Here is a 20722-nt window from a genome sequence, read left to right as displayed (position 1 = left end):
CCGGTTGGGCCTATATCCTTATGTGGAATGTATCGTTTCAATTGGAAATGGCAAAAGCAATGAGTGCGAGCAGCGTCACAACCCCGTCAGCCGAGAGCCTCGCCGCCTCGGCGCGTGCCGCGAAATCGGGCGGCCGGGATCTGCCGCCGGTGCATGAGTGGAACCCGCCCTTCTGCGGCGATCTCGACATGCGAATCGCCCGTGACGGGACGTGGTACTATCAGGGCACGCCCATCAACCGCCATGGGCTTGTGCGGCTGTTTTCCACCATTCTCCGCAAGGACGGCGACAAGTACTTCCTCGTCACCCCGGTCGAGAAAGTGGGGATCACCGTCGATGACGCGCCCTTCGTCGCGGTCGATTTCGAGCGTGACGGCGAGGGCGAGCGCCAGAACCTGCGATTCGAGACCAACGTCGGCGATCACGTCATCGCCGGGCCGGATCACCCGATCCGGGTGGAGCGTGACCCGGAGACCGGCGAGCCCTCGCCTTATGTCCATGTCCGCGCCGGTCTCGAGGCGCTGATCGACCGCAAGAGCTTTTACCGCCTTGTCGAGATCGGGGATCGCCAAGACGGGTGGTTCGGCCTGTGGTCGGGCGGCGCGTTCTTTGCCATGATCCCCGAGGCGGAGCTGCCGGAATAGCGCGCGCTTTGCTCTTGCGGCGCGGGCGCATTTGCGGGTAATCAAGGCGCGTCGCGGGTGTAGCTCAATGGTAGAGCAGCAGCTTCCCAAGCTGACGACGAGGGTTCGATTCCCTTCACCCGCTCCAATCCCATCAGGCAGGTCCGGCTGAGACCGGCGCGACGCGAGCGCCGCGCCGGCAGAGTTCAGGCGTGGATCGCGCCGTCGCCGCAGGCGAGCGCCGCCTCGCGCACCGCCTCGGAATAGGTGGGATGCGCGTGGCAGGTGAGCGCGAGATCCTCGGCGCTTGCGCCGAATTCCATCGCGACGCAGATCTCGTGGATGAGATCGCCCGCCATCGGCCCGATGATATGCGCGCCGAGGATGCGGTCGGTCGCCTTGTCGGCGAGGATCTTGACGAAGCCGTCTGCGGCGAAATTGGCCTTGGCGCGGCCGTTGCCCATGAAGGAGAACTTGCCGACCTTGTAGGCACGCCCTTGATCTTTCAGGGTTTCTTCGGTCTCTCCCACGTTGGCCACCTCGGGGTGGGTGTAGATCACGCCGGGGATGACGCCGTAATTGACGTGGCCATGCTTGCCCGCCAGCACCTCGGCCACGGCCATGCCCTCGTCCTCGGCCTTGTGGGCGAGCATCGGGCCGTCGATGGCGTCGCCGATGGCGTAGACGCCCTTGACGTTGGTCTGCCAATCGCCGCCCACAGCGACCTGTCCGCGCTTGGTCATCTCGACGCCGAGGCTGTCGAGGCCGAGCCCCTCGGTATAGGGCTTGCGGCCCGTGGCGACGAGGACGACATCGGCGTCGAGTTGATGCTCGCTGTCGTCCTTGCGCAGCTTGTAGTGCACCTTGGCCTTGGTCTTGAGCGTCTCGACGGTGTGGACGGCGGCGCCCATGACGAAATCAATGCCTTGTTTCTTCAGGATTTTCTGGAAGTTCTTCTGCACCTCGCCGTCCATACCGGGGGTGATGGCGTCGAGGAACTCAACCACCGTGACCTGCGCGCCGAGGCGGGCATAGACCGAGCCCATCTCGAGCCCGATCACGCCGCCGCCGATCACCACCATCTTCTTGGGAACCTTGGACAATTCCAGCGCGCCGGTGGAGGTGACGACGATTTTTTCGTCGATGGTGACATCGGCGCCGGGGACGTTGGCGGATTCAGACCCCGAGGCGATGACGATGTTCTTTGCTTCGTGGGTCTCGTCGCCCACCTTGACCTTGCCCGCCTCGGGGATCGAGGCCCAGCCCTTGATCCAGTCTATCTTGTTCTTCTTGAACAGAAATTCGATACCCTTGGTGTTCTGGCCGATGACGTCGTCCTTGTAGGCCAGCATCTGCTTCCAGTCGACCGAGGGCGACTTTCCCTTGAGGCCCATCTTGGCGAAATTGTGTTCCGCTTCATGGAGTTGGTGGGTGGCGTGCAGGAGCGCCTTGGAGGGGATGCAGCCGACGTTGAGGCAGGTGCCGCCAAGTGTGGCGCGGCCCTCGACCACGGCGGTTTTCAGGCCGAGTTGCGCGCAGCGGATGGCGCAGACATAGCCGCCGGGGCCGGCGCCGATGATGATCACGTCATAGGAGGCCATGGGTCAGAGTCCTTTCATTTTTCGCGTCGGTATCGCGTCGGTATTCTGTCGGTATTGCGTCGGTGGTTTTGGGGGCGCTGCCCCCGTCGCCTTGCGGCGACTCCCCCGGGATATTTCGGGCAAGATGAAGCATCAGACGAGCGCCGCCAGCAGCATGAGGAGCGTGGCGAAGAAGCCCACCGCCCAGATCAGCGAGCGCCAGGGGCGCAGGCCGAGGTAATAGGCCGGGATATAGGCCATGCGGGCGGCGAGGTAGGTCCACGCGCAGGCGGCGGTCAGGGGGGTGGATTGGTCGCCGAGCGTGACGGTGACGACGGCGATGGTAAAGAGGATCAGCCCCTCGAAATGGTTGGTCAGCGCCCGGCCCAGACGGGCGGTGCCGTCGGACATCTGTTTTGAGGGCTCGCGGTCGCGGGCGGACATGGTGTAGCCGGGGCCAAGCTCGAGATTCGCCGGGATGGCGTAGAGCAGGTATTGGACAACCTGCAGAAGCGCGGCGAGGGTGAGGGCGGTGAGTTCGGGGGTCATCAGTTAGGATCGCTCTGAATGCAAATGCTTATTGGTCAACGCTGGTACACCAAGTTATCCATTCAAGAAGCAGTGGGCCATTTGCTAAGTCGTCGATGACTAAGCTGGGATTTTCGACAGGCAAAGATCTATCGCTGGATTCAATTACTCCATTCTTGGAGAAATTCGCGATCCACCCCGAACTTGGTTCCGTGACTCGGTAGTGGTCAGGAAAAAAGGATACTTCAAAATCCAGTCCTGCGGCCGCTGAAGGACTGTGGTTGAATGTTTTGGTAGGGACATCTGGCATCGAAATCTCCGTCATTGGGGCGCAGTGGCTGCTATGTGATTAAGGATATAGTGGCCATCTAGATAGGTCATTGATGAATCAGATATCCATCAGCAACCGCCACGGGTCTTCTAGCGCGTCCTTGACGCGGACGAAGAAGGTTACGGCACCTTTGTCGTCGAAAGGTCGATAAAATTGCGCGCTCATTTCATCACCTCAAGTGTTTCGCGCGCCTGCGCAATTGCGTCATCCACGGAGCGGCCCTCCTCATGTGCCTTAACGATCTGTTCCAGCACTCCACGCAGGCGGGCCGCCTCGCCGGGAGCGGCGGGACGGGCACGGGCAAAGAATTCTGCGTCGAAGAGCGGGTTTTCGTCAAAGCTTTCGGGTGGCTTGGCGCGGGCGGTCATGGAGCTTGCCTCCGGTTGGTTTGATGGCGGGGTGAACCCCGCCCTACGGTAGGCCGGGGTTTACTCCGGCCCCAGGTTACAAATCCATCAGCAACCGCCGCGGGTCTTCGAGCGCCTCTTTGACGCGCACCAAGAACGTCACCGCGCCCTTGCCATCGACGATGCGGTGGTCGTAGCTCAATGCCAGGTACATCATCGGGCGGGCCTTGATCTCGCCGTTCACCACCATGGGCCGTTGCTGGATCTTGTGCATGCCCAAGATTCCCGATTGCGGCGGGTTGAGGATGGGCGAGGACATCAGCGAGCCGTAGACGCCGCCGTTGGAAATCGTAAACGTGCCGCCCTGCATTTCGGCCATCGAAAGCTTGCCGTCGCGGGCGCGGGCGCCTTTCTCGGCAATGGCCTTCTCAATGGTGGCGAAGCTCATGGAATCGGCGTCGCGGATCACCGGCACGACGAGGCCGGTGGGCGTGCCCGCAGCGATGCCCATGTGGACGAAGTTCTTGTAGACGATCTCGGTGCCGTCGATCTCGGCGTTGACCTCGGGCACCTCCTTGAGCGCGTGGCAGCAGGCCTTGGTGAAGAAGGACATGAAGCCGAGTTTCACGCCGTGCTTCTTCTCGAACTCGGCCTTGTACTCGTTGCGCAGGTCCATCACCGCGGTCATGTCCACCTCGTTATAGGTGGTGAGCATGGCTGCCGTGTTCTGGCTGTCCTTCAGCCGCCTGGCGATGGTCTGCCTGAGCCGCGTCATCTTGACCCGTTCCTCTCGCGCGGCATCCTCTGCCGGGGAGGGCGCGCGGGGGGCCTGCGCGGGGGCGGCGGCGGGGGCCGGTTTCGGGGCGGCGGCGGCCTTGGCCACGTCCTCTTTCATCACGCGGCCATCGCGGCCGGAGCCCTCGACCTGATCGCGCGAGACGCCCGCCTCGGCCATCGCCTTTTTCGCCGAGGGGGCATCCTCGACATCCTTGCCCGAGGATTTGGCGGGGGATTTGGCCGAGGATTTGGCGGGGGCGTCGTCGTCGCTCTCCTTGGCCTTGGCGGGGGCCGCCGCGCCCGCGCCCGAGGACATGAGCGCGAGCTTGCCGCCCGCCTGCACGGTCTCGCCCTCGCCGGCGAGGATTTCCGTCAACGTACCCGAGGCGGGGGCAGGCACCTCGACCGAGACCTTGTCGGTTTCAAGCTCGCACAGCATCTCGTCGGTCTCGACGGCGTCGCCGACCGCCTTGAACCATGTGGCGACGGTGGCCTCGCTCACGCTCTCGCCAAGGGTGGGGACCATGACGTCGATGCTCTCGCCGGAACCGCCGCCGCTGTCCTTCGGGGCCGCGGCCTCGGCCTTCTTTTCTTCCTTGGGGGCGGGTTTGCCCGCGCCTTCGGTGATGGTGGCGAGGAGCGCATCGACGCCCACGGTTTCGCCCTCCTGCGCGACGATCTCGCCCAGCGTGCCGGCGGCGGGGGCGGGCACCTCTACCGTCACCTTGTCGGTTTCAAGCTCGCACAGCATCTCGTCGACGGCGACGTTGTCGCCGGGTTTCTTGAACCAGGTGGCGACGGTCGCCTCGGAGACGGATTCGCCCAGGGTGGGGACACGGACTTCGGTGCTCATCACTTATTTCCCTTCGATGGTCAGCGCGGCATCCACCAGCGCCTCTTGTTGTGCTTTGTGCTGTTTGGCGAGGCCCGTGGCGGGCGAGGCAGCGGCGGGACGACCGGCGTATTGGGGCCGCTTGTGCCTGGCCTTGATGCGCGTGAGAACCCATTCGATATTCGGCTCGATGAAGGACCAGGCGCCCTGGTTCTTGGGCTCTTCCTGGCACCAGACCATTTCCGCCTGCTTGAAGCGCTCAAGCTCCTTGACCATGGACATGGCCGGGAACGGGTAGAACTGCTCTATCCGCATCAGGTAGACATCGTCGATGCCGCGCTTGTCGCGCTCTTCGAGCAGGTCGTAATAGACCTTGCCCGAGCACATGACCACGCGCTTGATCTTCTTGTCGGGGACAAGCTCGGTATCGGAATTGCCGTATTGGGCGTCGTCCCACAGCACCCGGTGGAACGACGAGCCGGTGGTGAAATCCGCCGCGACCGAGACCGCCATCTTGTGGCGCAGGAGCGACTTCGGCGTCATCAGGATGAGCGGTTTGCGGAAGGTGCGGTAAAGCTGGCGGCGCAGGATGTGGAAGTAGTTGGCCGGGGTGGTGCAGTTGGCCACGATCCAGTTGTCGCCGCCGCACATGGTCAGGAACCGCTCCAGCCGGGCCGAGGAGTGTTCGGGGCCCTGCCCCTCGTAGCCGTGGGGCAGCAGGCAGACGAGGCCCGACATGCGCAGCCATTTCGCTTCGCCCGAGGAGATGAACTGGTCGAACATGATCTGCGCGCCGTTGGCGAAATCGCCAAACTGCGCCTCCCAGAGGGTGAGCGCCTTGGGCTCGGCCAGAGAATAGCCATACTCGAACCCGAGAACGGCGTATTCCGAGAGCATCGAGTCGATGACCTCGTATTGCGCCTGGCCCTCGCGGATATGGTTGAGCGGGTAGTAGCGGTCCTCGGTCTCCTGGTCGATCAGCCCGGAATGGCGCTGGCTGAAGGTGCCGCGGGTGCTGTCCTGACCCGAGAGGCGGACGCCGTAGCCCTCTGTCAACAGAGAGCCGAAGGCGATCGCCTCGGCGGTGGCCCAGTCAAAGCCCTCGCCTGTCTCGAACATCTGGCGCTTGGCATCGAGCAGGCGGCCCACGGTCTTGTGCAGGTTGAAGCCCTCGGGCGCACGGCTCAGCGCGGCGCCGATCTCCTTGAGCGTTTCGGGCTTGATCGAGGTCTCGCCGCGTTCGTAATCGCCCTTGTGGGGGTTGAGGTCGGACCACACGCCGTCGAGCCAGTCGGCCTTGTTGGGGCGATAGTCCTTGCCCGCTTCGAACTCGTCGCCGAGATGCGACTGGAACGCCGCCTTCATGTCCTCGACCTCGCCCTCGGGGATGAGGCCATCCTTGACCAGCCGGTCGGTGTAGAGCGCGAGCGTGGTTTTCTGCTGCTTGATCTTCTTGTACATCAGGGGGTTGGTGAACATCGGCTCGTCCCCCTCGTTATGGCCGAAGCGGCGGTAGCAGATGATGTCGATGACCACGTCCTTGTGGAACTTCTGGCGGAATTCCGTGGCGACGCGGGCGGCATGCACCACCGCCTCGGGGTCGTCGCCGTTGACGTGGAAGATCGGCGCCTCGACCATCAGCGCGATATCGGTGGGATAGGGCGAGGAGCGCGAGAAATGCGGCGCGGTGGTAAAGCCGATCTGGTTGTTGACCACGATGTGCATGGTGCCGCCGGTCTTGTGCCCCTTTAGCCCCGAGAGGCCGAAACACTCGGCCACCACGCCCTGCCCGGCAAAGGCCGCGTCGCCATGCAGCAGGATAGGCAGGACCTTGGTGCGCTCGGTGTCGTTCAACTGATCCTGCTTGGCGCGGACCTTGCCGATGACCACCGGGTTCACCGCCTCGAGGTGCGAGGGGTTGGCGGTGAGCGACAGGTGCACGGTGTTGCCGTCGAATTCGCGGTCGTGGCTGGCACCGAGGTGGTATTTCACGTCGCCCGACCCGTCGACATCCTCGGGCTTGAAGCTGCCGCCCTGGAACTCGTGGAACAGCGCGCGATAGGGCTTGCCCATCACGTTGGCCAGCACGTTCAGCCGCCCGCGGTGCGGCATGCCGATGACGATGTCCCGCACGCCGAGCTGGCCGCCGCGCTTGATGATCTGCTCCATCGCCGGGACCAGGCTTTCGGCCCCGTCGAGGCCGAAACGTTTGGTTCCCATGTACTTGACATGAAGGTATTTCTCGAAGCCCTCGGCCTCGACCATCTTGTTCAGGATCGCCTTGCGCCCGTTCCGGGTAAAGCTGATTTCCTTGTCGTAGCCCTCGATCCGCTCCTTGAGCCAGCCGGACTGTTCGGGGTCGGAGATGTGCATGTATTGCAGCGCGAAGGTGCCGCAATAGGTGCGCTTGACGATGGCGAGTATCTCGCGCAGCGACGCGACCTCGAGCCCGAGCACGTTGTCGATAAAGATCGGACGGTCCATGTCGCCCTCGGTGAACCCGTAGGATTTCGGGTCGAGCTCGGGGCGGTGGCCGTGATCGCGCAGGCCGAGCGGGTCAAGCTCTGCGATGAGGTGGCCGCGGATACGGTAGGCGCGGATCAGCATGAGCGCGCGCACCGAGTCGAGCACCGCGCGCTTGACCTGTTCGTCGGTGACCTCAATGCCCTTGTCGGCGGCCTTGGCGGCGATCTTCTTGCCTGCGTCCTTTAGCTCTGCCTCGGCGGGCCATTCACCGGTCAACGCGGCGGTCAGGTCGTCCGAGGGCTGCGGCGGCCAGTCGCCGCGCGCCCAGGAGGGGCCGGCGGCCTCGCGCGTCACCTCTGACCCGGGATCGCCCAGATCGTCGAAGAACTTCTTCCACGCCTCGTCCACCGCACCGGGATCGCTGGCGTAGCGCGCGTAGAGTTGCTCGAGATACTCGGCGTTGTGCCCCTGCATGAAGGAGGAGGCGTGGAACTGGTCGTTGGAAGATTGTTCGGTCATGATGGCACCTCGGAGGAGCTTGGAACCTTGCGTGTCTGGGCAGGCCGAGGATGCCCCGGCCTGCCGAATACGTCACCCGATCGCTTCGAGCACGGCCTCGCCGAGGCCTGCGGGGCTGTCGGCGACGACGATACCGGCGGAGCGCATCGCCTCGATCTTGTCATCGGCGCCGCCCTTGCCGCCCGCCACGATGGCGCCGGCATGGCCCATGCGGCGGCCCGGAGGGGCGGTGCGCCCGGCGATGAAGCCGGCGACCGGTTTCTTGCGGCCCTTCTTGGCCTCGTCCTTGAGGAACTGCGCGGCGTCCTCCTCGGCGGAGCCGCCGATCTCGCCGATCATGATGATGCTCTCGGTCTCGTCATCGGCGAGGAACCATTCCAGCACGTCGATATGCTCGGTCCCCTTGATCGGGTCGCCGCCGATGCCGATGCAGGTGGACTGTCCCAGCCCCGCATCGGTGGTCTGCTTGACCGCCTCGTAGGTGAGCGTGCCCGAGCGCGAGACCACGCCGCAGGAGCCGCGCCTGTGGATATGGCCGGGCATGATGCCGATCTTGCAGGCGTCGGGCGTGATGATGCCGGGGCAGTTGGGGCCGATCAGGACCGATTTGCTGTCCATCAGCGCGCGCTTGACGCGCATCATGTCGAGCACCGGGATGCCCTCGGTGATGCACACGATCAATTCCATCTCGGCGTCGAGCGCTTCGAGGATGGAATCGGCGGCAAAGGGGGGCGGCACGTAGATGACGGAGGCGTTGGCCTTTGTCGCGTGTTTCGCCTCATGCACCGAGTTGAACACCGGCAGGTCGAGATGCGTGGTGCCGCCCTTGCCCGGCGTCACGCCGCCGACCATCTGCGTGCCATAGGCGATGGCCTGTTCGGAGTGGAACGTGCCCTGGCTACCGGTGAGCCCCTGACAGATGACCTTGGTTTCCTTGTCTACGAGGACTGCCATTTCTCTGGCTCCTTCCTTTGGTGTTGCTGTTTGTCGTCAGGAGCGCCCTGGAGGCGCGCCTTGCATGGGTGGATCAGGGGGCCTTCTCCTCGGCTGCGTGTCGGTCCAGAGCCTCGACCACCTGCGCGCGCGACCACAGGCCCATCGACCGCTGACGGCGGCCACGGGCGGTGTCGAGGAACGCGGGATCGAGGTTGATATCGCCGGTTTCGGGGATTGTCTCCAACGGGTCGGAGAAGTTGAACGGGGCAATGCACGGGTTGAACGGCGCAAAGTCGCCATTCTTGTTCAGCCGCCGGTTCACCGGCGTGTGGTGCATGCTGGTGAGCAGGTACGGGATGCCGCTCTCCACGAAATTTTCGAAGAATTTCCAGCGCAGCCACCACTTGAGGTGAAACAGGCAATCACGGCACATCATCAGGTCAGCCCGTGGCAAGGGGTCGGCGGTGATGTCGAGATGGACGAATTCGCGGCCGGCGCCCGCATGTTGGGCCGCGACCGCATCGAGCACGTCGCGGGCGATATCAGCGCCGATGTAATGGACATCGCCCAGATCGACATGCTGCATCCAGAACCAGTCGCCGCAGGGCGCGTCGAGAAAGCGGCGGACGTTGTGGCGTGCCAGCAGCCCCGGTAGCGCGGCGCGCAGGGCGGTCGTGGCCTCGAGCGTGGAGCCCGCGCCGGAGCGCGATTCGACCTTGCGCCCCGACCAGTCCTTGGCCTCGAATTCCGATCTCAGAGCGTCACGCATGGGAAATCCCTTCCGCTCCTGACCGCGGCACGCCGCGTGCTCACCCCTTCACCGCCTTCACGATTTTCTGTGCGGCGTCGGCGAGGTCGTCGGCGGCGATCACGTCGACGTCGGAATTGTTGATGATCTCCTTGCCCTTTTCGACATTGGTGCCTTCGAGCCGGACGACGAGGGGCACCTGCAGGCCCACCTCCTTTACGGCGGCGACCACGCCCTCGGCGATCACGTCGCAGCGCATGATGCCGCCGAAGATGTTGACGAGGATGCCCTTCACGTTCGGGTCGGAGGTGATGATCTTGAACGCCTCGGTGACCTTTTCCTTGGTCGCGCCGCCGCCCACGTCGAGGAAGTTGGCAGGCTCGGCGCCGTAGAGCTTGATGATGTCCATCGTCGCCATGGCGAGGCCCGCACCGTTGACCATGCAGCCGATCTCGCCGTCGAGCGCGATGTAGTTGAGGTCGTACTTGGAGGCTTCGAGCTCCTTGGGATCCTCCTCGGTCGTGTCGCGCAGTTCGGCGATGTCGGAGTGGCGGTAGATGGCGTTGGAGTCGAAGCCCATCTTGGCGTCGAGGCACTTGAGATCGCCCTTGTCGGTGACGATCAGCGGGTTGATCTCGAGCATCTCCATGTCCTTTTCCACGAACATGCGGTAGAGCGTGCCCATCAGCGCCACGCATTGCTTGATCTGCGGGCCCTTGAGGCCGAGGTTGAAGGCGATGCGGCGTCCGTGGAATGGCTGATAGCCGGTCGCGGGGTCGACCGAGAAGCTGAGGATCTTCTCGGGCGTCTTGGCCGCGACCTCCTCGATATCCATGCCGCCCTCGGTGGAGGCGACGAAGCTCACCCGGCTGGTGCCGCGATCCACGAGCAGGGCAAGGTACATCTCCGTCTTGATGCCCGATCCGTCCTCTATATAGATGCGGTTGACCTGTTTGCCCGCGGGGCCGGTCTGCTTGGTCACGAGCGTGCGCCCGAGCATCCGGCGCGCCTCTTCGGCGGCCTCCTCGACGGATTTGGCAAGGCGCACACCGCCCGCCTCGCCTGCGCCCGGCTCCTTGAAGCTGCCCTTGCCGCGCCCGCCCGCGTGAATCTGTGCCTTGACGACCCAGAGAGGCCCGTCGAGCGCGCCTGCTGCGGTCTTGGCTTCTTCACCGCGCAGGACCACGCGACCATCCGACACCGGGGCGCCAAAAGAGCGCAGGAGCGCCTTGGCCTGATACTCGTGGATATTCATGAAACTGTCCCGTTTTGCTGCGATTGACACAGGTATAGGCACAGATTCGCGCGCGCATTAAATGGTTTTTTGCGCTTTCGGGGCAATTGGGGCAAATTTCGGGGTTTTGTGATCACGGCGATAAATCGTGTGATCACAAACGCGACCAAAACGAATTTATGCGGCTTGAAAAGAATCGGGGCTGGAAATTATCCAGCCCCGGCCCATGTCTAATGGTCGATCTGTCAGGCGAGCGAGCCGTCAATCCCCTTGCAGGCCTCCACGAGACCCTTCACCGCGTCAACGGATTTGTCGAACATGGATTGCTCTTCCTTGTTGAGCTTGATCTCGACGATGCGCTCGATGCCGCCATCGCCGATCACCGTGGGCACGCCCACGTACATGCCCTTGACCCCGAACTCGCCGCTGCAATGGGCGGCGCAGGGCAGGACGCGCTTCTGGTCTTTGAGATAGGCCTCGGCCATCTCGATCGCGGCGGTCGCGGGGGCATAGAAGGCCGACCCGGTCTTGAGCAGACCGACGATTTCGGCACCGCCGTCGCGGGTGCGTTGCAGGATGGCGTCCAGCTTTTCCTGCGTGGTCCAGCCCATCTCGATCAGGTCCGGCAGCGGGATGCCCGCCACGGTGGAATAGCGCACCGAGGGCACCATCGTATCGCCATGCCCGCCAAGCACGAAGGCCGACACGTCGCGCATCGAGACGCCGAATTCGAGGCTGAGGAAATGACGGAAGCGCGCGCTGTCGAGAACGCCGGCCATTCCGCAGACCTTGTGCGCGGGGAGCCCTGAGAATTTCTGCAAGGCCCAGACCATCGCGTCGAGCGGGTTGGTGATGCAGATGACAAAGGCGTCGGGCGCGTTGGCGGCGATGCCCTCGCCGACCGACTTCATCACCTTGAGATTGATGCCCAAGAGGTCATCCCGGCTCATCCCCGGCTTGCGCGGGACACCGGCAGTAACGATGCAGACATCCGCCCCGGCGATGTCGGCATAGTCCTGCGTGCCCTTGAGATTGGCATCGAAGCGGGCGGAGGGGCCGGATTCGGCGATGTCGAGCGCCTTGCCTTCGGGGGTGCCTTCGGCGATGTCGAAAAGGACGACGTCGCCGAGTTCCTTGAGCGCCGCGAGATGGGCGAGCGTGCCGCCGATCTGTCCGGCGCCGATCAGCGCGATCCTGGGTCTGGCCATTGGATTTGTCTCCGTGGGTTGCAAAGCTGCGGCAGGGCGTAGTCCGATTTGTGGCCCCATGCAAGCCCGCGGCACTGCGGCGGATTGGGGCGACGGGGTATTGTATGCGGCAGTATGCTGGGAAATGAGTTCTGAGCCGAAGGGTTAGGAGAATGGACGTCACTTGGGACTTGCTTGCCGTCGGGGCGGTCGCGGCACTGTTCGCGGGTGTCTCGAAGGGGGGATTCGGCTCTGGCGCAGCCTTTGCGGGGGCGACGATTCTGGCGCTGGTGATCCCACCGGGGATGGCGCTGGGCATCATGCTGCCGCTGTTGATGGTGATCGACCTCGCGACGCTGCGGCCCTATTGGCGGCAATGGGGCGTCACCGAGACGGCGCTGCTGATCCTCGGGGGCCTTCCGGGCGTGGCGTTGGGGGCCGCGTTCTACCGGGTGGCCGACGCTGATCTGCTGCGGCTGCTCATCGGGGCGATCGCGCTGGGGTTCGTCGGCTGGCAGGTGGCGCTCCGGTCCGGTGCGATCCGTGGCGCGGCGCGGCCCTTGCCGGGCTGGGCGGGCCTGATGGCGGGCCTCGTGGCCGGGTTTACCAGTTTCGTCAGCCACGCGGGCGGGCCGCCGGCGGCCGTTTACCTGCTGTCGCGAGGCCTCGGCAAGACCGGCTATCAGGCGAGCACGGTGGCGTTGTTCTTCGTGCTCAACATCGCCAAGGCCGTGCCTTACGGTTTTCTCGGCCTGTTCACCGCCGAGACGCTGCGCATCGACCTGATGCTGGCACCGCTGGCGCTATTGGGGGCATGGATCGGCGTGCGCGCGCACCGGGCGGTGCCGGAGCGCGCGTTTTTCGCGATCACCTACGTGCTGTTGACCGTGACGGGCCTCAAGCTGGTGATCGACGGTCTCTGACGCGCCGTCAGGCGTCGTTGCCCGGGGCGGGCAGGCTGTCGGCGATCGTCTCGAAGCCCTGCCCGCTGGCGACGAGGCAGGTGATGCCGTTGGTGCCGGTCACGGTGATGGTCCAACTGCCGGAGGTGGCGGAGGCGAACACCTCGACCACCGCGTTGTTGGCCCCCAGCCCCATTGACTGCCGGGTTTCGCCATAGGCCTCGGCGAGGCGCTGCACCACCGTCTCTCGCGGGGCGCACTGGCCCGATTGCGCCGCCGCTTGCGTGGCCAGAAGACAGGTGAGGGCCGCGGTCAGGCTCAGATTCCTTTTCCTTGCGATCATCGTCACACCCATTCAACTGATGGTCCCTGCCGTCCCGCGAAAGGATGCCGGAGGAGACGTGAAGACTTGGTTAATGCGGGGTGACGGGGTTCGGGCATGCTGCGTCGCGGCGGAAACTGCTTGAAGTTTTGCGGCAATAAATGGCATTCCTGCGAACGATTGTTACTTCTCAGCGCAAGGACAGATCATGGCCAGCCCCTCCCATCCCTATCGCTCGGTGCTCTACATCCCCGGCTCGAAGGAACGCGCGCTGGAGAAGGCGCGGGATCTGCCGACCGATGCGATCATCTTTGACCTGGAGGATGCCGTCGCCCCCGACGCCAAGGCCGAGGCGCGCGACACGCTGGTCACGGCGCTGCGCGCGGGCGGCTATGGCAAGCGCGCGCGGATCGTGCGGATCAACGCGCTGACCACCGAGTGGGGGCTGGAGGATGCCCGCGCGCTGTGCGAGGCGGGGCCCGACGCGATCCTGTTGCCCAAGGTCAACACGCCCTCGGACATCGACAACCTGACCGAGGTGATCGGCCCCGACCTGCCGGTCTGGACGATGATGGAGACGCCGGTGAGCGTGTTCAACGCGCGCGAAATCGCCGCGCACCGGCAGGTGACGGGGCTGGTGGCGGGCACGAACGACCTGACCAAGGATCTCGGCTGCCGGGTGCGCGCCGACCGGCTGCCGCTTATGACCGCGTTGCAGATGGTCGTAATGGCGGCGCGCGCGGCAAGGATCGTGGCGGTGGACGGGGTCTATAACCGGTTCCGCGACGGCGACGGGCTCAAGGCGGAATGCGAGCAGGGGCGCGACCTCGGCTTCGACGGCAAGACGCTCATTCACCCCGCGCAAATCGAGATCGCCAACACCGCCTTTGCCCCCACCAATTCCGAGATTGATCTGGCCGAACGGCAGATCGCAGCCTATGAAGAAAGCCGGGCCTCGGGACAGGGGATCGCTGTGGTGGACGGGCAGATCGTCGAGAACCTGCACATCGTCGCGGCGCAGCGCATTCTCGACCGGGCGCAGGCGATACGGGACATGGCAGCGGAGTAGCGACCTATGGTTTACCTCATTCTCGGGCTGATCCTCTGGACGGCGGCGCATCTGTTCAAGCGGGTGGCCCCCGAGTTACGCGCGGGGATGGGAAATGTCGGCAAGGGGCTGGTGGCCGTGGGCGTTCTCGCGGGGCTCGGGCTGATGATCTACGGCTACCGGCAGGCGGAGTTCATCAATATCTGGTTCCCTCCCGCGTGGACCGTGCATCTCAACAACCTGATGATGCTGGGGGCCGTGTTTCTCTACGGGATGAGCGCCACCAAGGGGCGGCTGCGCGGCGCGCTCCGCCACCCGCAACTGACCGCCGTCAAGGTCTGGGCGGTGGCGCACCTGCTGGTGAACGGCGATCTCGCCTCGCTGATCCTGTTCGGCGGCCTGCTCGCCTGGGCGGTGCTGGAAGTGGTGGTCATCAACCTCTCCGAAGCATGGGAGCGCCCCGCACCGGGCGAGGCAAAGCGCGACATCATCCTCGGCGTCATCACGGTGGTGCTGTTCTTTGGCATGACCTTCGTGCACAACTGGCTCGGCGTCTGGCCGTTCCCGGGGTAAGGCGATGAAACTCTACCGTTTTCTCAGCGCCGACGACAATTCGGCATTTTGCCACAAGGTGACGGCCGCCCTCAACGACGGCTGGGCGCTGCACGGCGGGCCCACCTATGCCTTTGACGCGGCCAACGGCGTGATGCGCTGCGGTCAGGCCGTGGTGAAAGAGAAAGAAGGCAGCTACTCGCCCGACATGAAGCTGGGAGAGCCGTAGGCATGAAGACCAATCCGGGCCGGTTCTTCGAGGATTACACCCTCGGCGAGGTGATCCGCCACGCGGTGCCGCGCAGCGTCTCGGGTGGCGAGCGCGCGCTCTATCATGCGCTCTACCCGGCGCGGCACGCGCTTTATTCTTCGAACGAGTTCGCGCGCGCGAGCGGCCTGCCCGACAGCCCGATTGACGACATGGCGGCGTTTCACATCGTGTTCGGCAAATCGGTGCCGGATATCTCGCTCAACGCGGTGGCGAACCTGGGCTATGCCGAGGCGCGCTGGCTGCGCCCGGTCTATCCCGGCGACACGCTGCGCAGCGAATCCGAGGTGATCGGGCTGAAACAGAATTCCTCGGGCAAGACCGGGGTGGTCTACGTGCGCACCACGGGCATCAATCAGCATGATCTGCCGGTGATGGAATTCACCCGCTGGGTCATGGTGCGCAAGAACGACATGAACGCCCCGGCGCCCGACCCGGTGGTGCCGCAGACAGCGGCGGTGGTGGACCCGAACGACCTCATCATCCCGGCGGGACTCGACTTCACGAATTACGATTTCGGGCTGGCAGGCGAGCCGCACCGGCTGGGTGATTACGAGATCGGCGAACGGATCGACCACGTGGACGGCGTGACCATCGAGGAAGCCGAGCACATGATGGCGACGCGGTTGTGGCAGAACACGTCCAAGACGCATTTCGACGCCACGCCCCGCGCCGATGGCAAGCGGCTGATCTATGGCGGGCATGTGATCTCTATGGCACGCGCGCTGTCGTTCAATGGGTTGGCCAATGCGCAGATGATCGCGGCGATCAATGCAGGCAGTCACGCCAACCCCTGTTTCGCGGGCGATACCGTGCGCGCGTGGTCCGAGGTGCTCGACCGTGCAGAGGTGGACGCGCCGGGGGTGGGCGCGCTCCGCCTGCGGCTGGTGGCGACCAAGGGCGGTGCGCCCTTCACCCTCAAGGGCGAGGACGGCAAGTACCTGCCGCACGTGTTGCTCGATCTCGATTACTGGGCGCTGATGCCGGCCTGAGCCACTGCGTTCAGAGGCTGCGCAGGATCGCCTTCAGCTCGGGCTCCCGCACAAGTTTCGCGGCCTTTTTCGCCGGCACCCAGAGCCGCTTGCGCTCTGCCGCCTCGGGGAAGCTGTCGGCGAGATCGCCCTTGCGCAACCGCACCTTGTAGAGATGCGCGACGATCGGGATCACACTGCCATCGTCGAGCGCCTTGTCGTAGAAGAACTGTCCGGCAGGGCGGGCCTTGTCGGCGCCCGCGCGCACGCCAGCCTCTTCCCACGCCTCGCGCATGGCCGCCTGCGCGTCGCTCAGCCCCTTGATCGGCCAGCCCTTGGGCACGATCCAGCGCCCGGTGTCGCGGCTGGTGATGAGCAGCACTTCCTTGCGACCCGTTTCCTTGCGCCAGCACAGCGCCGCCACCTGCCGTTCCGGCGGATAGGCAGTGCGCGCGCCAGAGCGCTCGGTCACGGATTGCATCTTTACCATTTGGTCTGCCCTGCCCGGCGTGTTCGCGTTTTTTCGTCAATTACCGTTCAGGTTATGCGAAAACCGGGCGCCATGCAAATCACCGTGTGTTTCGCGGCGTGTTTCGCGGCTTGGCCCGCAGCGTCGGGTCCGCCTCGGTCGGGTCCTCGGGCCAGGGGTGCCGGGGGTAGCGGCCGCGCATGTCCTTGCGCACATCCGCGTAGGAGGTGGCCCAGAAACCGGGAATGTCGGTAGTGGTCTGCACCGGTTTCTGCCCCGGCGACAAGAGCGTGACGCGCAATCGCCGCCCGGCAACGACGGGGTGCTCGGTCTGGCCGAACATTTCCTGCAAGCGCAGGGTGATCTCCGGCTCCTCGCCGGAATAATCGATGGGGATCTTGCGCCCCAGCGGCGTGAGGAAATGCGCAGGCGCGCTGCTGTCGAGCGCCTGCATCTGCGCCCATGTGAGCCTTGCGCGCAGCGCGTCCAGCATATCGAACGCCTTCCAGTCCCGTGCCGTTTTCACGCCACCGAGAAACGGCAGCAACCATGTCTCGAGCGTGTCCATGAGCGCCGCATCGGACATGTCTGGCAGGTCCGGCATGGCCTCGCGGCAGAGCGTCACGCGTGCGGCGAAGCGGCGGGCGGCGTCGGTCCAGCTCAACCCGAGGTCGCGCACTCCGTCGAGCATGGCGCGGGCGACCGCCTCTTGCGGCGCGTCCTTCCAGAGCCGGTCATCAAGGATCAACGCGCCGAACCGCTCCTGCTGCCGGGCGACGACGCGCCGGGCGCGCCGGTCCCATGCGCAGACATCCTCCCAGCCGATCCTGTCACCGTAGAGGTCGCGCACTTCTGCCTCGCCGATCTCGATGGCCTGCCGGATGCGCGCCTCGCGCGGGTCGCCGTCGAGGTCGCTGGCGACGATGAGCCGCGCGCCGGACATCGGATCGCCCTCGGGCATGACCGCCCCCTTGCCACCCGAGAGCACGTAGCGCGGGTCATCGCCCTTGCGGCGCAGGCCGACGCGGTCAGGGTATGCCAGCGCGGCCATCCCGGCATCGCTCATCCCGGCCTCTGCACCCCTGGCCTGTCGGGCCAGGCGTTTCGCTTCGGCGCGGATACGTTCGACCGCGCCGCGATTGGCAGGATGCGGGTGCCGCTCGGCATAGGCGCGCGGATCGCGAATCGCGGCCATGCGCAGGGACAGGTCCACAGGCGCGCCTCGCGCCAGCGGGTCGCGATCCGCCAGCAGCGCCGCCATCGGGGCGGCACCGGGGCCAGCCACGGCCAGCATGTGCGCCAACCGCGGATGCAGCGGCAACGCGGCCAGCGCGCGCCCGTGATCGGTGATAAGGTTACGGGTGTCGAGCGCGCCCAGCATCTTCAGCAGCGCCTGCGCCTCGGCATAGCTGCCGGGATTGGGAGGCGTGAGAAAGGGCAGCGCTTCTGGTTCCGCCCCCCACAGCGCCAGTTCCAGCGCCAGCCCGGCGAGGTCGGCGGCCTCGATCTCGGGCGGCGGGAAGGGCGCGAGCGCGCCGTCCTCGCCACGCGTCCAGAGCCGGAAGCAGAGACCCGCGGCCACCCGGCCCGCGCGGCCCGCGCGCTGCGTGGCCTCGGCGCGGGTGACCCGCTCGGTCACCAGCCGCGACATGCCCGAGCCGGGATCGAACCGCGCCCGCCGCGCACGGCCCCCGTCCACCACGACGCGGATATCCTCGATGGTGAGAGAGGTCTCGGCGATGGCGGTGGCGAGCACGATCTTGCGGCCCTCCGGGCACGGGGCAATGGCGGCACGCTGCGCGGCGAAATCCATTGCACCGAAGAGCGGGCGCAGGTGACAGCCGGGAGACAGGCGGCCCTTGAGCAACGCCTCCACCCGCCTGATTTCTCCCTCGCCGGGGAGAAAGACCAGTACACCGCCCTCAGTCTCTGCGACCGCGCGCTCCACCAGATCGGCCACGCCCTCCTCGAAGCGCTGCCGCTTGGGCCGCGGGCGGTCGAGCCAGCGGGTCTCGACCGGGTAGCTGCGCCCCTCGGACGTCACCACCGGCACGTCGCCCATCAGCCGCCCAACCGGCTCGGCATCGAGCGTGGCGGACATGGCGAGCAGGATCATGTCCTCGCGCAGCGCGCCTGCCACCTCGAGGCACAGGGCGAGGCCGAGATCGGCGTTGAGCGAGCGTTCGTGAAATTCGTCGAAGATCACGGCGCCGACTCCGGGCAGGTCCGGTGCGGACTGGATCATGCGGGTGAGGATTCCCTCGGTCACGACCTCGATCCGGGTCGTCCTCGACACCTTTGCCTCGCCCCGGATACGGTAGCCGACGGTCTCACCCACCCGTTCGCCGAGGGTTTCGGCCATGCGTTCGGCGGCGGCGCGGGCAGCGAGACGGCGCGGCTCCAGCATGACGATGCGGCCCGTCGTCAGCCCCGCGCGCAGCATCTCGAGCGGCACCACGGTGGTCTTGCCCGCCCCCGGCGGGGCCTGCAACACCGCGCGCCCGCGCCCACGCAGCGCGTCGAGCAGGGCGGGAATGGCGTCATGGATGGGCAGGGTTTGGGTCATGCCCCGGTTATCCGACAGCGGCGCGCGCTTGGCCAGAGGGGGCGTTTCGCGGCCTCTTCTTGGCGAAAATACCCAAGCCCCGGCCTTTGCGGCCCGCGCGGCGCCGGGGTATTCGGACCAAGAAGAAACAACGGGCGTACGCCCCGGTCTGGACATTTCCCGCGCCGCCAAGGCAAGAAGGCGCGGACAGATCAGGCAACCCGGCGGGCGCATGGATATCGAAGAGACGAGCAAGCGGATCATCGCGGGCGACCGGCGGGCGCTGGCGCGCGCGATCACGCTGATCGAGAGCGGGCGCGCCGATCACCGGGCGCAGGCCACCGAGTTGCTCGAGGCGGTGCGCGGGTCGGGGCGCGAGGCGATCCGGATCGGGCTCTCGGGCACGCCGGGGGTGGGCAAGTCCACCTTCATCGAGAGCTTCGGCCTGATGCTGACCGGACAGGGGCTGAAGGTGGCCGTGCTCGCCGTCGATCCATCCTCGGCGCGCTCGGGCGGCTCGATCCTCGGCGACAAGACGCGGATGGAGCGACTGAGCCGCGAGCCGGGCGCGTTCATCCGCCCCTCGCCCAGCCGCAGCCACCTGGGCGGCGTGGCGCGGCGCACGCGCGAGGCGGTGGCGCTGTGCGAGGCGGCGGGCTTTGACGTGGTGCTGATCGAGACGGTGGGCGTAGGACAATCCGAGACGGTGGTGGCGGAGATGTCCGACATCTTCGTGCTGCTGCTGGCACCGGCGGGCGGCGACGAGCTGCAGGGCGTCAAGCGCGGGATCATGGAGATCGCCGATCTCATCCTCGTAAACAAGGCCGATGGCGATCTGAAGGCGGCGGCGCAGCGGACGCGGTCGGATTACGCCGGGGCGCTGCGACTGTTGCGCAAGCGCGCGCAGGACCCCGAGGGCTTTCCCAAGGCGATCTGCGTCTCGGCGCTGGAGGATGAGGGGCTCGAAGGCGCATGGCAGGAGATGCGCACGCTCATCGACTGGCGCCGGGCCGAGGGGCATTTCGCGGCCCGACGCGCGGCGCAGGCGCAAAGCTGGTTCGTCGAGGAACTGCGGCAGGGCTTGCTGGCGCGGCTCGACGCGCCGGAGGCGCGGGCCGAGATCGAGCGCTATTCACGGGACGTGGCCGCAGGGACGATCACACCGGCGGCAGCGGCCACCGAGATGCTGGAAAAGCTCGGCCGCTGAGCCCGCTCACCCCCCCGGCTCGCGCAGGTAGACGCCCTCTGGCAGGTCGAGCGCCGCGCCGAGATCGCGCATCTGGCTCATCGACAGGGTGATCCGCAGAACCGTATCGGTGCGCGGGTCGTATTGCTCGACGGTCACGCATTCCTCGAAGGCGTTGACGACAACATCTTCCTTGAGAGGGGCGGCCCCCTCGTCGACAAGGGTGATGACGGTCGAGTCGAACTCGTGCTCTATGGAAAACATGATTGCAGGCTACCCGTTCGGCGGCGGATTGCAAACCGGTGATGGGTCGCGCGTCGGGGGCTGTCAGAAGGGCGATATCCTGCTACA

20 protein-coding genes, 1 tRNA gene and 1 pseudogene are annotated in these 20722 nt (G+C 65.7%); 9 read left to right on the top strand and 13 right to left on the bottom strand.

From position 1 onward, the window contains the following. The first annotated feature begins 59 nt into the window (after positions 1-59). Positions 60-644: a DUF1285 domain-containing protein gene (locus tag CRJ03_RS07615; protein WP_104018293.1), complete on the top strand. Its 585-nt coding sequence runs from the start codon at positions 60-62 to the stop codon at positions 642-644. A 53-nt stretch (positions 645-697) separates the two neighbouring features. Beyond that, positions 698-771 (top strand) — tRNA-Gly (locus CRJ03_RS07610). A gap of 58 nt (positions 772-829) precedes the next feature. On the opposite strand, the gene lpdA is transcribed toward CRJ03_RS07610, so the two are convergent. Continuing rightward, entirely contained in the window at positions 830-2224 is a 1395-nt protein-coding gene (gene lpdA / locus CRJ03_RS07605; RefSeq protein WP_104018292.1) for a dihydrolipoyl dehydrogenase, read from the bottom strand. A 35-nt stretch (positions 2225-2259) separates the two neighbouring features. On the opposite strand from lpdA, the pseudogene CRJ03_RS20550 reads away from it, so the two are divergent. Beyond that, positions 2260-2352, top strand: a pseudogene (locus tag CRJ03_RS20550) (YSIRK-type signal peptide-containing protein); the annotation flags it as partial. Positions 2353-2356: 4 nt separating this feature from the next. Here CRJ03_RS20550 and CRJ03_RS07600 read toward each other — a convergent pair. The 8 genes from CRJ03_RS07600 to mdh form a co-directional block, all read right to left on the bottom strand. Then, entirely contained in the window at positions 2357-2752 is a 396-nt protein-coding gene (locus CRJ03_RS07600) for an MAPEG family protein (RefSeq protein WP_104018291.1), read from the bottom strand. Positions 2753-3223: 471 nt separating this feature from the next. Next, on the bottom strand, positions 3224-3430 hold the full coding sequence (locus CRJ03_RS07595; protein WP_104018290.1) for a hypothetical protein: 207 nt from the start codon (positions 3428-3430) through the stop codon (positions 3224-3226). Positions 3431-3506: 76 nt separating this feature from the next. Next, entirely contained in the window at positions 3507-5039 is a 1533-nt protein-coding gene (gene odhB, locus CRJ03_RS07590; RefSeq protein WP_104018289.1) for a 2-oxoglutarate dehydrogenase complex dihydrolipoyllysine-residue succinyltransferase, read from the bottom strand. Positions 5040-5042: 3 nt separating this feature from the next. Next, complete coding sequence (locus CRJ03_RS07585; protein ID WP_104018288.1) at positions 5043-8003, bottom strand: 2-oxoglutarate dehydrogenase E1 component; 2961 nt, start codon at positions 8001-8003, stop codon at positions 5043-5045. A 72-nt stretch (positions 8004-8075) separates the two neighbouring features. Beyond that, positions 8076-8957, bottom strand: coding sequence for a succinate--CoA ligase subunit alpha (gene sucD / locus CRJ03_RS07580; RefSeq protein ID WP_104018287.1), 882 nt, complete (start codon positions 8955-8957; stop codon positions 8076-8078). A 73-nt stretch (positions 8958-9030) separates the two neighbouring features. After that, the gene (locus tag CRJ03_RS07575; protein WP_104018286.1) at positions 9031-9708 is read right to left on the bottom strand and encodes a class I SAM-dependent methyltransferase; all 678 of its coding nucleotides are present in this window, start codon (positions 9706-9708) and stop codon (positions 9031-9033) included. A gap of 40 nt (positions 9709-9748) precedes the next feature. Beyond that, a complete protein-coding gene (sucC, locus tag CRJ03_RS07570) occupies positions 9749-10942 on the bottom strand; it encodes an ADP-forming succinate--CoA ligase subunit beta (protein ID WP_104018285.1) in 1194 nt (397 codons plus the stop codon). 224 nt (positions 10943-11166) lie between these two features. After that, positions 11167-12129 carry a malate dehydrogenase gene (gene mdh, locus CRJ03_RS07565; protein WP_104018284.1) on the bottom strand — a complete coding sequence of 321 codons (963 nt, stop codon included), beginning with the start codon at positions 12127-12129 and terminating at the stop codon, positions 11167-11169. Positions 12130-12281: 152 nt separating this feature from the next. Here mdh and CRJ03_RS07560 point away from each other — a divergent pair, with 152 nt between their 5' ends. After that, positions 12282-13031, top strand: a complete 750-nt coding sequence (locus tag CRJ03_RS07560) for a sulfite exporter TauE/SafE family protein (protein WP_104018283.1) — start codon at positions 12282-12284, stop codon at positions 13029-13031. Between the two features lie 7 nt (positions 13032-13038). Here the strand turns inward: CRJ03_RS07560 and CRJ03_RS07555 are convergent, their stop codons facing one another. Then, entirely contained in the window at positions 13039-13353 is a 315-nt protein-coding gene (locus CRJ03_RS07555) for a hypothetical protein (protein WP_240611599.1), read from the bottom strand. Positions 13354-13540: 187 nt separating this feature from the next. On the opposite strand from CRJ03_RS07555, the gene CRJ03_RS07550 reads away from it, so the two are divergent. Genes CRJ03_RS07550 through CRJ03_RS07535 form a run of 4 tightly spaced genes read left to right on the top strand, consistent with a single transcriptional unit; the run spans position 13541 to position 16192 of the window. Then, entirely contained in the window at positions 13541-14401 is an 861-nt protein-coding gene (locus CRJ03_RS07550) for an HpcH/HpaI aldolase/citrate lyase family protein (RefSeq protein ID WP_104018282.1), read from the top strand. Between the two features lie 6 nt (positions 14402-14407). Then, positions 14408-14953 carry an NnrU family protein gene (locus tag CRJ03_RS07545; protein WP_104018281.1) on the top strand — a complete coding sequence of 182 codons (546 nt, stop codon included), beginning with the start codon at positions 14408-14410 and terminating at the stop codon, positions 14951-14953. A 4-nt stretch (positions 14954-14957) separates the two neighbouring features. Continuing rightward, a complete protein-coding gene (locus tag CRJ03_RS07540; RefSeq protein WP_104018280.1) occupies positions 14958-15161 on the top strand; it encodes a DUF1737 domain-containing protein in 204 nt (67 codons plus the stop codon). A 2-nt stretch (positions 15162-15163) separates the two neighbouring features. Continuing rightward, the gene (locus CRJ03_RS07535) at positions 15164-16192 is read left to right on the top strand and encodes a MaoC family dehydratase (protein ID WP_104018279.1); all 1029 of its coding nucleotides are present in this window, start codon (positions 15164-15166) and stop codon (positions 16190-16192) included. Positions 16193-16202: 10 nt separating this feature from the next. Here CRJ03_RS07535 and CRJ03_RS07530 read toward each other — a convergent pair whose 3' ends face one another. Both CRJ03_RS07530 and hrpB read right to left on the bottom strand, forming a co-directional pair. Continuing rightward, on the bottom strand, positions 16203-16652 hold the full coding sequence (locus CRJ03_RS07530) for an NUDIX hydrolase (RefSeq protein WP_104018337.1): 450 nt from the start codon (positions 16650-16652) through the stop codon (positions 16203-16205). 88 nt (positions 16653-16740) lie between these two features. Then, complete coding sequence (gene hrpB / locus CRJ03_RS07525) at positions 16741-19206, bottom strand: ATP-dependent helicase HrpB (protein ID WP_104018278.1); 2466 nt, start codon at positions 19204-19206, stop codon at positions 16741-16743. 211 nt (positions 19207-19417) lie between these two features. Here hrpB and meaB point away from each other — a divergent pair, with 211 nt between their 5' ends. Further along, positions 19418-20392, top strand: a complete 975-nt coding sequence (gene meaB, locus CRJ03_RS07520) for a methylmalonyl Co-A mutase-associated GTPase MeaB (RefSeq protein ID WP_104018277.1) — start codon at positions 19418-19420, stop codon at positions 20390-20392. Between the two features lie 6 nt (positions 20393-20398). Here the strand turns inward: meaB and CRJ03_RS07515 are convergent, their stop codons facing one another. After that, a complete protein-coding gene (locus tag CRJ03_RS07515) occupies positions 20399-20635 on the bottom strand; it encodes a DUF8831 family protein (protein ID WP_104018276.1) in 237 nt (78 codons plus the stop codon). Positions 20636-20722: the final 87 nt, after the last annotated feature.

The organism is Roseovarius nitratireducens (assembly GCF_002925845.1).
GTDB classification, from domain to species: domain Bacteria; phylum Pseudomonadota; class Alphaproteobacteria; order Rhodobacterales; family Rhodobacteraceae; genus Roseovarius; species Roseovarius nitratireducens.
This window is presented reverse-complemented; position numbering and strand designations above follow the sequence as displayed.

Excerpts from the sequence above, each read along its gene's own strand:
- CRJ03_RS07615 (WP_104018293.1), top strand. The coding sequence starts at position 60 with ATGAGTGCGAGCAGCGTCACAACCCCGTCAGCCGAGAGCCTCGCCGCC.
- lpdA (WP_104018292.1), bottom strand. The coding sequence starts at position 2,224 with ATGGCCTCCTATGACGTGATCATCATCGGCGCCGGCCCCGGCGGCTAT.
- CRJ03_RS07600 (WP_104018291.1), bottom strand. The coding sequence starts at position 2,752 with ATGACCCCCGAACTCACCGCCCTCACCCTCGCCGCGCTTCTGCAGGTT.
- CRJ03_RS07595 (WP_104018290.1), bottom strand. The coding sequence starts at position 3,430 with ATGACCGCCCGCGCCAAGCCACCCGAAAGCTTTGACGAAAACCCGCTC.
- odhB (WP_104018289.1), bottom strand. The coding sequence starts at position 5,039 with ATGAGCACCGAAGTCCGTGTCCCCACCCTGGGCGAATCCGTCTCCGAG.
- CRJ03_RS07585 (WP_104018288.1), bottom strand. The coding sequence starts at position 8,003 with ATGACCGAACAATCTTCCAACGACCAGTTCCACGCCTCCTCCTTCATG.
- sucD (WP_104018287.1), bottom strand. The coding sequence starts at position 8,957 with ATGGCAGTCCTCGTAGACAAGGAAACCAAGGTCATCTGTCAGGGGCTC.
- CRJ03_RS07575 (WP_104018286.1), bottom strand. The coding sequence starts at position 9,708 with ATGCGTGACGCTCTGAGATCGGAATTCGAGGCCAAGGACTGGTCGGGG.
- sucC (WP_104018285.1), bottom strand. The coding sequence starts at position 10,942 with ATGAATATCCACGAGTATCAGGCCAAGGCGCTCCTGCGCTCTTTTGGC.
- mdh (WP_104018284.1), bottom strand. The coding sequence starts at position 12,129 with ATGGCCAGACCCAGGATCGCGCTGATCGGCGCCGGACAGATCGGCGGC.
- CRJ03_RS07560 (WP_104018283.1), top strand. The coding sequence starts at position 12,282 with ATGGACGTCACTTGGGACTTGCTTGCCGTCGGGGCGGTCGCGGCACTG.
- CRJ03_RS07555 (WP_240611599.1), bottom strand. The coding sequence starts at position 13,353 with ATGATCGCAAGGAAAAGGAATCTGAGCCTGACCGCGGCCCTCACCTGT.
- CRJ03_RS07550 (WP_104018282.1), top strand. The coding sequence starts at position 13,541 with ATGGCCAGCCCCTCCCATCCCTATCGCTCGGTGCTCTACATCCCCGGC.
- CRJ03_RS07545 (WP_104018281.1), top strand. The coding sequence starts at position 14,408 with ATGGTTTACCTCATTCTCGGGCTGATCCTCTGGACGGCGGCGCATCTG.
- CRJ03_RS07540 (WP_104018280.1), top strand. The coding sequence starts at position 14,958 with ATGAAACTCTACCGTTTTCTCAGCGCCGACGACAATTCGGCATTTTGC.
- CRJ03_RS07535 (WP_104018279.1), top strand. The coding sequence starts at position 15,164 with ATGAAGACCAATCCGGGCCGGTTCTTCGAGGATTACACCCTCGGCGAG.
- CRJ03_RS07530 (WP_104018337.1), bottom strand. The coding sequence starts at position 16,652 with ATGCAATCCGTGACCGAGCGCTCTGGCGCGCGCACTGCCTATCCGCCG.
- hrpB (WP_104018278.1), bottom strand. The coding sequence starts at position 19,206 with ATGACCCAAACCCTGCCCATCCATGACGCCATTCCCGCCCTGCTCGAC.
- meaB (WP_104018277.1), top strand. The coding sequence starts at position 19,418 with ATGGATATCGAAGAGACGAGCAAGCGGATCATCGCGGGCGACCGGCGG.
- CRJ03_RS07515 (WP_104018276.1), bottom strand. The coding sequence starts at position 20,635 with ATGTTTTCCATAGAGCACGAGTTCGACTCGACCGTCATCACCCTTGTC.